Annotated in this window: 15 protein-coding genes; 3 read left to right on the top strand and 12 right to left on the bottom strand. The window is 38.9% G+C overall.

Going from position 1 to position 12,354, the window contains the following annotated elements; genetic code table 11:
• The 4 genes from C5469_RS07140 to C5469_RS07125 all read right to left on the bottom strand — a co-directional run bounded on the left by C5469_RS07140 (nt 1) and on the right by C5469_RS07125 (nt 2,312).
• Nucleotides 1-342: a GPW/gp25 family protein gene (locus tag C5469_RS07140; RefSeq protein WP_166304319.1), complete on the bottom strand. Its 342-nt coding sequence runs from the start codon at nt 340-342 to the stop codon at nt 1-3.
• On the bottom strand, nt 342-1,181 hold the full coding sequence (locus C5469_RS07135; RefSeq protein ID WP_166304316.1) for a phage baseplate assembly protein V: 840 nt from the start codon (nt 1,179-1,181) through the stop codon (nt 342-344). Before C5469_RS07135 ends, C5469_RS07140 begins: the two co-directional genes overlap by 1 nt.
• A gap of 502 nt (nt 1,182-1,683) precedes the next feature.
• A complete protein-coding gene (locus C5469_RS07130; protein WP_166304313.1) occupies nt 1,684-1,926 on the bottom strand; it encodes a tail protein X in 243 nt (80 codons plus the stop codon).
• Between the two features lie 221 nt (nt 1,927-2,147).
• Nucleotides 2,148-2,312 (bottom strand): hypothetical protein, encoded by a 165-nt coding sequence (locus tag C5469_RS07125; RefSeq protein WP_166304310.1) that lies wholly within the window; start codon nt 2,310-2,312, stop codon nt 2,148-2,150.
• A 397-nt stretch (nt 2,313-2,709) separates the two neighbouring features.
• Between C5469_RS07125 and C5469_RS07120 the strand changes: the two genes are divergently transcribed.
• Nucleotides 2,710-3,324: a phage repressor protein CI gene (locus C5469_RS07120; RefSeq protein ID WP_166304307.1), complete on the top strand. Its 615-nt coding sequence runs from the start codon at nt 2,710-2,712 to the stop codon at nt 3,322-3,324.
• A gap of 103 nt (nt 3,325-3,427) precedes the next feature.
• On the opposite strand, the gene C5469_RS07115 is transcribed toward C5469_RS07120, so the two are convergent.
• Nucleotides 3,428-4,000: a recombinase family protein gene (locus C5469_RS07115; protein ID WP_166304304.1), complete on the bottom strand. Its 573-nt coding sequence runs from the start codon at nt 3,998-4,000 to the stop codon at nt 3,428-3,430.
• Nucleotides 4,001-4,064: 64 nt separating this feature from the next.
• On the opposite strand from C5469_RS07115, the gene C5469_RS07110 reads away from it, so the two are divergent.
• A complete protein-coding gene (locus C5469_RS07110; RefSeq protein WP_166304301.1) occupies nt 4,065-5,135 on the top strand; it encodes a tail fiber protein in 1,071 nt (356 codons plus the stop codon).
• Entirely contained in the window at nt 5,135-5,767 is a 633-nt protein-coding gene (locus tag C5469_RS07105; RefSeq protein WP_166304298.1) for a tail fiber assembly protein, read from the top strand. Before C5469_RS07110 ends, C5469_RS07105 begins: the two co-directional genes overlap by 1 nt.
• 402 nt (nt 5,768-6,169) lie before the next feature.
• Here the strand turns inward: C5469_RS07105 and C5469_RS23520 are convergent, their stop codons facing one another.
• The 7 genes from C5469_RS23520 to C5469_RS07070 all read right to left on the bottom strand — a co-directional run bounded on the left by C5469_RS23520 (nt 6,170) and on the right by C5469_RS07070 (nt 12,352).
• Nucleotides 6,170-6,430, bottom strand: coding sequence for a tail fiber assembly protein (locus tag C5469_RS23520; RefSeq protein ID WP_422615852.1), 261 nt, complete (start codon nt 6,428-6,430; stop codon nt 6,170-6,172).
• Nucleotides 6,431-6,520: 90 nt separating this feature from the next.
• Nucleotides 6,521-7,552 carry a pyocin knob domain-containing protein gene (locus C5469_RS23515; RefSeq protein ID WP_242689410.1) on the bottom strand — a complete coding sequence of 344 codons (1,032 nt, stop codon included), beginning with the start codon at nt 7,550-7,552 and terminating at the stop codon, nt 6,521-6,523.
• 376 nt (nt 7,553-7,928) lie between these two features.
• A complete protein-coding gene (gene ykgO, locus C5469_RS07090) occupies nt 7,929-8,069 on the bottom strand; it encodes a type B 50S ribosomal protein L36 (RefSeq protein WP_166304292.1) in 141 nt (46 codons plus the stop codon).
• Between the two features lie 17 nt (nt 8,070-8,086).
• Entirely contained in the window at nt 8,087-8,341 is a 255-nt protein-coding gene (locus C5469_RS07085) for a type B 50S ribosomal protein L31 (protein ID WP_166304289.1), read from the bottom strand.
• A 149-nt stretch (nt 8,342-8,490) separates the two neighbouring features.
• On the bottom strand, nt 8,491-10,320 hold the full coding sequence (gene glmS, locus C5469_RS07080) for a glutamine--fructose-6-phosphate transaminase (isomerizing) (RefSeq protein ID WP_166304286.1): 1,830 nt from the start codon (nt 10,318-10,320) through the stop codon (nt 8,491-8,493).
• A gap of 108 nt (nt 10,321-10,428) precedes the next feature.
• A complete protein-coding gene (glmU, locus tag C5469_RS07075) occupies nt 10,429-11,799 on the bottom strand; it encodes a bifunctional UDP-N-acetylglucosamine diphosphorylase/glucosamine-1-phosphate N-acetyltransferase GlmU (protein WP_166304283.1) in 1,371 nt (456 codons plus the stop codon).
• A gap of 130 nt (nt 11,800-11,929) precedes the next feature.
• Nucleotides 11,930-12,352 carry a F0F1 ATP synthase subunit epsilon gene (locus C5469_RS07070; RefSeq protein WP_011144452.1) on the bottom strand — a complete coding sequence of 141 codons (423 nt, stop codon included), beginning with the start codon at nt 12,350-12,352 and terminating at the stop codon, nt 11,930-11,932.
• Nucleotides 12,353-12,354: the final 2 nt, after the last annotated feature.

Genomic DNA, 12,354 nt, shown 5'->3' with positions numbered 1-12,354 from the left:
TTACCTCACAGGGATGGATAGAGAAAACACCCCAGGGGACAGCTGATAATGACCAGATATATCTACTGTCATTTTGCCGTCTTGTTGGGTATTTATGGTGATAGCTGTCAGATTAATTCGTGGTTCCCAGCGGCTAATAGCTGTATAACTGGCAGCCATGACTTGCAGGCGTAGAGCCGCGTTCTGTGGCCAGTCAATTAATTCAGGTAGCAGAGAGCCATAAGTGCGCCGTTCCAAACGACTACCAACAGGGGTTAGTAAGATGTCGCTGACAGACTGGCGTACATGATCCAGATCCGTCAGGCTACGACCGGTTTGTCGATTCATTCCAAGGTACATCATTATACTGGACCTCCTGTTGTCGCACCGCCTGCCATGACGCCGGTGTGCTGGTGCGAATGTAGGGTTACGCCGTTAGAACTGAGTTTTCCGCCTGTATTTTCAACATCACCTTCCAATTTAATTTTTGACGCTTTCAGACCCATTTCTTTTCCTGCTTTTAGTCCAATCTCGTTTTTTGAGTCCAATCCAATTTTATTAAGTGCTTCTAGTCCAATCTCGTTTTTTGAATCCAATCCAATTTTGTTGTACGATCCCAATCCAACTTTGTTGTATCCATTTATCCCAATTTCGTTGTACGACTCCAATCCAATTTTGTTGTATGCCTTTAGTGTTATATTCGTTGCCTCAAGTGTTATGGAATTTGCAGCTTTCACACTGGCAGTCTTAATACCTTTTACCGTTAAAGCACCGAATTTGGGCTCATACTCCATTACTGCTCCATCAGGGAATACAATATGAACAGCTTGTTCGGAACGAACCGGTAATGCCAGAGACTGATCAGAATAAACGGCTGGTAATCCACCATCTGGAAAATCAATATGGTCAGCTTCTGTAGGGAGAGTCGATGGCTCTGGAAATTGATCAGAATAAACAGCCGGTAATACAAAGGATGTGGTCAATTCACCGCCAACAGATAATAGCAAAACTTGCTCACCACGGCTGGGAGCCCACCAAGTACGGGAATTACCCGCTCGCATTGTCAACCAAGGTCTCCAGTCAGTTTCGAGATTACCTGTCGCAATTCGACACATTCCTCGCTGAGTATCTACCTCGGTAACAACACCAGTTCTGATCAGGTTACGTAATAAGCGTAGAAGTTCTGTTAGTTGTGTATCCATATTCGGAAAAATGCCATGTAGGTAGTTATGGGTTTATGTTTGGAAGAATGACATTAAAGGTAGCGGTAGACATTAAAGGCGAATTGTAGGAAAGGTCAGACAAATTTCTTGGAAGGTGAAAACTATAACAATATGAATTAAAAAGCCTTTTCCTTAAAGGGAAAGGCTTTTTAATAATCTGTAGGTGGTTTTTTTATCAACGCTTAACGCAGTAATCTAAGGAATTTCAATGTTGTATTGTCTAATCGTATGCTGGATATAAGATACTAAAAGTAAGTTGATTACAGATAATTCTTGCTCGAATGTTGAAAACAATACAGTTACAATTTTTTTCCAGAATATCCTGCAAAATGCGGATAGGTTTTATTTGCTCTTAAAAGGCCAGTAGATTAAGCCATACTCTTGGCAACGCTGGTAAAAATAGAGTGATAATCCTTTGAAAAAACAATCAAACTAACACCACCATAAATGGCATGGTTGTATTCACGTCCATTCATTACCTTTAATCCCAGAGTTGCAGAATAGGTTTTGTTGCAGTTGGCATAATTTCAGGCATTTCAACTTCAGTGCCATGTGGCAGGATTACGCTATATTCAGATTCGGACAATTCCGGAAATTTTTTAAATATCAATTCAACCAATCCTGGATTAGCTTCCAAAACAAGTTCCGTCATACCCTGAGTTCGGCCATAGTGGCGCCAGCACAAGGCATCAACAGTATCATTTTGCTGTGCAATTATTTTCATTAGGTACTCTCTATTACAAGAAATATTGTTAAATTAGAGTACCATGGTATGCCAATAAAAGAGGGAAAACAATGAAACAACATTGTTAGAGCCATAGTACAAATGAAAAGCAAGAAGCCACTTTTCAGTGGCTAATTTTTCAATACAATCATAACCAACTTAGAAACTCTAGATTATTTATCATACAAAAATTCCACATGCGTACTGTTTATTTGTCGCATTTATTCTTCACGTGTTTCGTGACAATTAATAAGTTGTTTCGTAAGTGGCGTCGATAATTCTGCAATCCAAGTCAAAGCTAGCTCTTTATCTTCAATATGATTACATTCACAGCTTATTGCCATTCTGGCAATAAAATTAATACGTTGCGCTATTACTGATTCCATAAGAAAGTCCACTGACAAACTTACCCCCGCATAACATAACTGTATATAAGGACAGTACACGTTGATTAGAAAAAATTAAAGGGATTTTTTATCTTTTTTAAGAACTATATTTGATAGTGTTAATATATTAATTATTGTTTTTATTGAAATAATTAATGATTAAAAAGGTTTCTTTCCTATCACAATCCGTTGTAATTAATAATTTTTTCTTATTTTATTGCTTAGAAGATTTTTGCTATTTATTTAGATTGTATAGTTTCACAAAGTATATAGATTGAAATTTAGATGCCCATGATGCAATATCATTCGTTGGATCTAGTAAATTTATTTGGAATCACTATAGCTCTTTAATTAGAGAGCGTTGTGGAGAAGAAAAACTCACTAAACTGTACTTTAAATGAAAAAAAATGTAACTGAGATAAAAATGGGTGCAGATAGTGGAGGAAAACAAGCTATCGAACGCCTTGTTAGTGCATATGGGTTTAAATCACGTCAAGCACTAAGCGACCATCTAGGTGTGTCTAAAAGCACAATGGCAAACCGGTACTTAAGAGATAGCTTTCCAGCAGATTGGGTTATTCAATGCAACCTTGAAACCAATGCTTCATTGTTATGGCTAAGCACTGGGCAAGGAGAAATGTTCCCTGATGGAGAAAAGAAAAAGGAGTCTTTAGAAAACATTATCACTCCGACAATACAGCGGGTTAAATTAGTTGGTGGAAAGTTGAACGCTGACAACCCTGTGACTTTAGATACTCAACTTATTGCCAGAGAAATAAGAAAACCTCTCATTGTAGATAACAATAACACTTGGTATTTGTTGGATACAAAAGAACCTGATGTTCAGGATGGTTTATGGTTAATTGATATTGAAGGAATGCATAGTATTAAAAAGATCACAAAAATCCCGGTCGGTAAAATCAGGGTATGTGATAGTGATGTGATCTTTGATTGTGCAATTGATGAAATTAACTTCATTGGTCGAGTTTACCTGATGATTTCCAGGTACTGATAGTTTTTTCATTGTCGATAAATTAATTTTTTCAGATGTGTAAATCCATGCTTGATGGTAATCTGTTGTCTAAGTAAACGTTTAATTAGCTGAATCTAAAATATTAAGTTGATCGATAATCCGTTTTATTTACCGGAAAATATTTATATATCGTGGATAACGATGTGTTGTAAATCAATGATAATTGTTTCCGCGAGTGGCCTTTAGCCAGCAATCTTGCGGCTTGTTGCTGTTCAGCAAATGAGAATGATACAGGTCTGCCACCTATTCTTCCCTGAGCACGAGCTGCTATCAATCCTGCATTTGTTCTTTCAACTATCAATTCTCGTTCCATTTCAGCCAGTGCACTCATAACATGAAAGAAAAATCGTCCCATAGAGGTACTGGTATCAATACTGTCAGTCAGGCTTTGAAAATGAACGCCTCGTTCACTTAAATCAGAAATTAAAGTAACCATGTTTTTTACGCTACGTCCTAGTCGATCCAGTTTCCAAACAACTAAAGTATCCCCTTTTTTAAGTTGCTTTAAAGCTCGTTTTAAACCTGGTCTATTGGCTGTTTTTCCACTGATTTTATCCTCAAAAATACGTTCACAATTTATACTCATCAGAGCGTTTCGCTGTAAATCACTGTTTTGGTCATTTGTTGATACCCGGATATAGCCAATCTTTGCCATGTTTAATCCTGTTTAATACCAATAGGAGACTATTATTGTAGAAATTATCACGGATTAGGACGTTGTGAAAAACCTTGGTTTGATAGAAACGGTGAATTTGGCGAAAAATGCTCTTCCTAAAGACTCAACTGAATCACTCATATCAGGCAATCACAATATTAAAACAGGTGGAAATTATTCCAGTTTGTCACTAACAAAGAGCGATGGTCGATATGTCTTCATAGAAACCACTTCTCATGAAGCAGATTCTTTTTGTGCAATAGGATATCGTGAGTCTGACTCCTCAAATATAAATGTTGTTCAACTCCCTCGAAAGAACGGCTATGTTGCAATAGCTAATGAGCATTATTCTAAATCAGAGTCTGACAGTCGATTTATTCAATTGAATACGGATACAAAAACATCAGGTTATATATTAGCTAAAACTGCAAACTATTATGATGATCCTAATTCACGTCATTTGGGCCGTTCGGGATTTTTGAGACCTAATGGAATTGATAATCTGGGGGCATTAGCAATTCATATAGCTCATCCTGGCGTTGATAGCTCTCAGCACGCTCGCGGGCTTTCTTTCGGGTATGGGGGTTATTCAGAAGCATTCAGCATTTCTACTTACGCTTTCGATGAGAGTGGTAACTTCAGGGGGAAACGTAAAATATTAACAGAGGATGATATTCTTGTTGGTATTCCGCTACCGTGGTCTAAGTCAACTGCACCAGCAGGTTATCTTATTTGTAGTGGTCAGCAGTTTGACAAATCTATATACCCTAAATTAGGGGAAGCATATCCCTCTGGTACACTCCCTGATTTACGTGGTGAATTTATTCGAGGTTGGGATAATGGGAGAAGTATTGATTCTGGGAGGGAAATATTATCTCATCAGAATTCAACAAAGTTACCTAATCTTTACACTCATGCTGAATCTGAAAATATGGGATTATTAGTATCTCCTCCTATTAATCGTTTTTCAAGTAATTATCCATCAGAAATTATGGCTAGTGATTTTGAGGAAGCAGAATTTGGGAGCGGCCAATATTTTTCGACCCCATTAAATCCTACTGGTGTAGTTTCATTATCTACATTTAGAGTACGTCCCCGTAATATCGCATTTAACTACATAGTGAGAGCAGCGTAATGAAAACACAGAAACAAAAATATTCCCTAGAACCAGAAACCACAATATTGGGAAATAACGGATTAGCAACCAAGGCTGGTTGGTTGATAATCTACCATGCAGAGCCTTATTCCAGAGAATTTATTGGCGCTAGACCAGAATATCTAATGGAAGGAGTGGGACTTCCTGCCAATTCCTATCCAGATGCACCAGAACTTCCAGATTCTGATGATATGGCTATTTGCCGCAGTGAAGATAAAAGTTGTTGGCAAATAGTACCTGATCACCGAGGAAAAATAGTTTATAACACGCAAACCCTAGAACAATATGAAATTACTTCGTTAGGTGAACTACCAGAATCTCTGACATTCAAACAACCTGTCACTGATTTTGATAAATGGGATGGTAAACAGTGGGTAACTGACAAATATATTATAAAGGATAGCCAGATTAAACAGGCAGAAAAGCAGCAGGTAGCACTATTACGACAAGCGAATGAAACAGTTACATTGCTACAACATGGCGTAGATACTGAGCTAGCTTCAGAAAAAGAAAAGCTATTGTTGATAGATTGGAAAAAGTATTTAGTATTACTCAGCCGGGTTGACATTTCATCAGCGCCAGATATTAGCTGGCCTGAAAAACCAGAATAAAATAAGAACGGCCTGTTTTTCAGGCCGTAAATTTACTAAATTGTAATTATTTATCGTTTCTGAAACCATTTTCTATATAAAACTCATTAACAGCTTTTTCAGAGAACGCGTTTAATTCTTGAAAAGAAAAACTAGCAATTAATTTCATAACCTTATGTATTGATACTTCATTGCTTGTTCTTGTAATTCAATCAGTAACATTCAATGTTTTCTGGTAGTCCATAAAAATCACTGACAATAACAAGAAAACTACAAGCCAGTATTTCTCTGCAAGAAGATCTGATGATTTTACAATCAGTGGTACTACTTAAAGTATAGAGTAGAAATAAATTAAAAATCATATAAATATTGAATTTTAATTAAAATAATAATTTATTACCATTACCAGAAAAATGATTCATCTTATTCTGGCAACTCTGGCCATTTAATATTTTGTGCCGAGGTATCCATTCTATTTAACGCGACACGATATTTTTTCCATCCCATCAAATTTGTTATTTCGTTATCAGTAGCAATACCTAAATCAATAGCATCTTGCAATGGTGCCATTTTAATAGCCGCTTGTTCCAGTAAATAATATCGTTGGCGATGATCATCTTTATTTTTCTGTTTGATAATGGCCTGCTGATATAATGCTTGAGCCTCTTGAGCATTGAACCCCATTGAGATTAATTGATGGGGTTCAGCTGGCACATTAACATATTCATAGCCATTTTTGTCTATTAGTTTATTTAATATTATCATATATCCTCATTATGGTTTCTTTTGATAACGTGTGTCATAATCCAGAGAATAACGTATTGTATTATCAGTATATTCTTCACCTAATAATGGATCATTGATAGCTAATGATTTCACCATCCACTTCATTTCTCTATTAAGGTCTGCACTTGACCACTGATATATTTCAACCTCTCCTTCTTCACGTGAATAATAGATTGACTTAAAATTACTGGTCGTAAAATAGGTTAAACCACCACGTAAATAACAACCACTATAAACGTAACAATCTACAATATCACCGGATTTCACATCATCATAAAGGGGATACTTACCGTCAACAGGTCTGGCGATACTTATCATAGCGTGACGGATCGCTTTTACTGTCTTACGATAGGTTTGATTTATGCGTTTAATATTAATATAACGGGCATCCCCTCCCCACGCTACATCTCCTCCTTCTATTTGTACAAGCAGACCAGCAACATGTGTCACACCCTCACCGAATGGTTTTTTTTCTGCATCATATGGATAGGGCCTATGAAGCGTTAACCAAGAATTCGCTCCGACATTAGGTGGGAAGCCCCACCAAACTGGATAGTAGCGGTCAGTACTTAGGCCAGTAAGATCAATCGTGGTGGTATAGCGTGATTCACTCAGAATATCCGACGCAGTGGGTTTATTGAGCGTGTTATATTCTTGGGCCCAAGGTGTCCATGGTAAATTGTGATATTGGCTGCGTGTATATATCCGGCTGCTGTTATAAACAAAATAACGCTGAATGATCCCAGCAGCCTGTAAAACGACAAGTGAACCAGCAAGCGATTCAGGGTAGTTAGCACCATTTTGGGCATAAATATTGTAATCTTGGTAATAAATCCCTGGTATTTTGTAGTTATCCAAATTTGCCTTATCACCCAAATAAACCGCCTGCCCATGAAAAATATCCTGAGACGTAATACTGATATCCTCAGTCAGAACTTTGCCATTCACTTTTCGACTGTTCGGTACTGCTCCCTGAGCCAAACTCACCGTTTCTATCAAACCAGATTTTTCAAAACTCATTATTCTGTGAAATTTCTGAAAGGGTAGTCTCCTATTGGTACTCAACAGGATTAAACATGGGAAAGATTGGCTATATCCGGGTATCAACAAATGACCAAAACAGTGATTTACAGCGAAATAAGTTGATATGTATAAATTACAATCTATTTTTGTAGGAAAAATCTGTAACAATAGCAGCCAACTAAACGTTTAATTTTGTACCGTGCAATCAATATCTCATGAAGTTTTACTTTACAAAAAATACAGCTTATCTACCTAAGTCATGTAATTCTCTTCCCAAATAAATCTCATGCCAACTATTTTCCAAATGGTTAGACATACAACCCGAAAAGGGCAGAAAACCCGCAGTTATAAGCTGCGAGTTTTACTATTAGTATCAGCGTTTCTTTTTCTTCCCTTGAACTGCCTTAAAACGTGGATTGAATTTACAAATAACATACAACCTGCCCCGACGGCGTACGATTTTGCAATCTGGGTGACGGGTTTTCGCCGTTTTAAGTGAACTTAACACCTGCATTTCTACGATCCCTCAATTTATTTACTGCCAATAAAACGCCCAAATTTTTTCTGGAATCGCGCCGTACTGCCTTCCTGAGATAAGGTTTTCTGTTTACCTATATAGAAAGAATGTGATTCCGATGACACATCAATAGTGACATATGGATACTCTTCTCCATTTAAGGTAATTGTCCGTTCTGTGCAAATCGTAGAGCCAATCGTAAAATAGGCATTAACACTGGTATCGTGAAATACGACTACCCGGTAGTTTGGGTGAATATTTGGTTTCATATTTTCCGTCGCAATTGAAATGTTATAACATAACAATAACGTGATTCATTTTGATCAGCAAGAAAATAATGAAAAATTTTCTCAGACCAAAAAAAACCTCTGTATTTTCAATGTACAGAGGCTTATTTCAACTTCTTATTATAAAACGATTATTCTACAGTCACTGATTTAGCCAAATTACGAGGCTGATCAACATCAGTTCCTTTAATCAGCGCAACATGATAAGAGAGCAATTGCAACGGCACGGTATAAAATATTGGAGCAATTAGTTCTTCAACATGCGGTAATGGGATGATCTTCATTCCTTCGCTGTCTGTAAAACCAGCATCTTGATCAGCAAATACATATAGCAATCCACCACGGGCACGTACTTCTTCAATATTGGATTTCAATTTTTCCAGCAGTTCATTGTTTGGAGCCACAATGATAACAGGCATGTCTGCATCAATCAGTGCCAATGGACCATGTTTCAATTCACCTGCTGCATAAGCCTCAGCATGAATGTAAGAAATTTCTTTTAATTTCAGTGCCCCTTCAACCGCTATCGGATACTGATCACCACGGCCAAGGAACAAAGCGTGGTGTTTATCAGAAAAATCTTCCGCCAGCGCCTCGATAATTTTATCCTTCGACAACATGCTTTCAATGCGGCTCGGCAGTGCATGTAATGCATGAACAATTTCTTGCTCCTGCTCTGCATCAACACCGTTTAAACGTCCAAGATAAGCCACCAGCATCAGCAATACAGTCAGTTGGGTTGTGAAAGCTTTCGTTGAAGCAACACCAATTTCAGCACCAGCCTTAGTCATGAGAGCAAAATCAGATTCACGTACTAAAGAAGAACCCGCTACGTTACAGACTGTCAACGATGTGAGATATCCAAGTTCTTTAGATAAACGCAAAGCTGCCAATGTATCTGCGGTTTCACCTGATTGAGACAATGTAATTAATAAGCTTCCCGGACGACGTGCCGATTTGCGGTAACGAAATTCAGAGGCAATTTCTACATCACAAGGAATACCCGCCAATGCTTCAAACCAATAACGGGAAACCATACCTGCGTTATAGGATGTACCACAGGCAACAATCTGAATATGTTCTACTTTGGATAATAATCCAGCTGCATTAGGGCCAAGTTCAGACAGATCTACTTGTCCATGATCTAAGCGCTTTTCCAAAGTACTTTTGATTGCCATTGGCTGTTCATAGATCTCTTTTTGCATATAGTGACGATAAATACCTTTGTCACCAGCATCATACTGAATGTTAGATTCAATCTGTTCCCGTTCAATTGGCTCGCCGTGAATATTAAAAATACGCACGGTACGACGGGTTACTTCAGCAATATCGCCTTCTTCAAGGAAGATAAAACGACGAGTAACAGGCAACAGCGCCAATTGATCAGACGCAAGGAAGTTTTCCCCCATACCCAAACCAATAACCAAAGGACTACCCGATCTTGCAGCGATTACTGCTCCGGGATCACGACTATCCATGATAACTGCGCCATAAGCACCACGAAGTTGGGGAATAACACGCTGGACAGCCTCCAGCAAGGTACCACTCTGTTTTTGCTCCCAATGAACAAGGTGAGCAATAACTTCTGTGTCAGTATCCGATACAAATGAATAACCACGCTCAATTAATTGAACCCGCAATTCTTCGTAATTCTCAATAATGCCGTTGTGAACAACAGCAATATAATCAGATATATGCGGGTGAGCATTTTTCTCGTTTGGTTCACCATGTGTAGCCCAACGGGTGTGCGCAATACCTGTCCCACCAAGGACAGGCTGCTTGTCAACCTCATCAGCAAGTATTTGCACCTTACCGACTTCACGCAGGCGAAGCATATTATTTTCGTTATCAACAACCGCCAACCCAGCGGAATCGTAACCACGGTATTCCAAACGACGAAGCCCTTCAATCAGGATTTCAGCAATATCTCGTTGTGCTACTGCACCAACAATTCCACACATCAGTTTTATTCCTAAAAATAGGGCTGATGAAAGCCCTTTATAATGTCATGAGCCTGATTGTTTTTCGGCTTTGCCGGTCCCCGAGCCTGTAGAGTGGGGATTATTATTTTATTTTTTCTTAACAGGGCGTTTCCAACCCTGAATATGTGTTTGCTTAGTTCTGCTTACTACCAGTTCATCTTCAGCAACATTTTTTGTCACTGTTGTCCCTGCTCCAATTGTAGCACCTTTAGCAATTGTCACTGGAGCAACAAGCTGAGTATCAGAACCAACAAAAACATCGTCACCAATGATGGTTTTGAATTTATTAGCACCATCGTAGTTACAGGTAATAGTACCTGCACCAATATTCACGTTACGTCCAATCTCAGCATCGCCAAGATAAGTCAGATGTCCCGCCTTAGAACTTTTACCCAGATAAGATTTCTTCATTTCAACGAAATTCCCTACATGGGCTTTTTCGGCAAGTTTAGAACCAGGGCGCAAACGGGCAAAAGGTCCAACAGTACAACCAACATCCATTTCAGAATCTTCAATGACCGTATATGGACTAAGAATAGAATCATCACCAATAATGCAGTTCTTCAGTACACAACCTGTGCCAATCTGTACGTTATTTCCGAGAGTTACATTGCCTTCGATAATAACATTAGTATCAATAACTACATCACGGCCATGAGTCAACGTGCCACGTAAATCAAAACGGGTAGGGTCTAGCAGCATAACACCGGTCAACAATAATTTTTCTGCCTGCTCAGATTGATAAATACGTTCAAGAGCGGAAAGCTGTAGGCGGTTATTCACACCTTCCATTTCACTCAAACGTCTTGGATGCGCTGCTTCAATTTTTCTGCCTTCTTTATAGGCCAAAGCAATCACATCAGTAATGTAATATTCACCCTGAGCATTGTTGTTATCCAATTGGGATAACCAACGTTTTAAATCGCCACCATTAGCAACCAAAATACCTGTGTTAATTTCATTGATTTTGCGCTGCTCTTCAGTTGCGTCTTTTTGCTCAATGATTCCAGTCACATCCCCATTTTCACGAATAATACGGCCATAACCCGTTGGATTATCCAGAATTGCTGTCAGTAAACCAATACCACCTTCAGGTTTAGCAGCCAACAGACGCTCAAGGGTATCTGTACCAATAAGAGGTACATCGCCATACAGCATCAGAATATCTTCATCATCAGTAAAATGTGGCGCTACCTGCAGCATTGCGTGACCTGTCCCTAACTGTTCCTCTTGTAATACCCAATTCAACTTTTGTTCAGAAAGGGCCGGCTTCATCAGATCACCACCATACCCATAAACCAAATGAACATTTTTAGCACCCAATACCATTGCAGTATCAATCACATGCTGAACCATAGGCTTACCTGCCAGCAAGTGTAGAACTTTAGGGAGATCAGAATACATGCGGGTTCCTTTACCCGCAGCAAGGATAACAACACTTCTTGCACTGTTAGACATAAGAAACCTGATAACTCCAATTTAAGATAAAAAAAGTAAACCTGTTTGCGAGATAAATTACTACATATTTCGCAATACAAAAAAGCCAGTTAGCTCGCACCAACTGGCTTCTTTTCTTTAACTGCCTGTATTACATTGCCTTTTTTGTCAACTCGATTACACGAAGTTTTGCAATCGCTTTAGACAATTCAGCTGATGCCTGAGCATAGTCAACATCACCGTGAGAATTGCGGATGTGTTCTTCAGCTTTACGCTTAGATTCTAACGCCTTAGCTTCATCCAAATCTTTACCACGGATCGCAGTGTCAGCTAGTACGATAACGCCGCTCGGTTGCACCTCAAGGATACCCCCAGAAAGGTAAATCACCTCTTCTTCACCGAACTGCTTAACAATACGTACCATGCCAGGTTTTATGGCAGTAAGTAGTGGCGCATGTCCTGGGTAAATACCCAGTTCACCTTCACTACCTGTCACCTGAATTTTTTGTACCAAGCCTTCAAACATCCGGCTCTCAGCACTGACAACATTCAGATGGTAAGTCATTGCAGCCATGT

It is taken from the genome of Photorhabdus cinerea (assembly GCF_011189575.1).
Classification (GTDB): domain Bacteria; phylum Pseudomonadota; class Gammaproteobacteria; order Enterobacterales; family Enterobacteriaceae; genus Photorhabdus; species Photorhabdus cinerea.
Note: the sequence above shows the minus strand (reverse complement) of the source record. Positions and strands in the feature narration are given on the sequence as shown.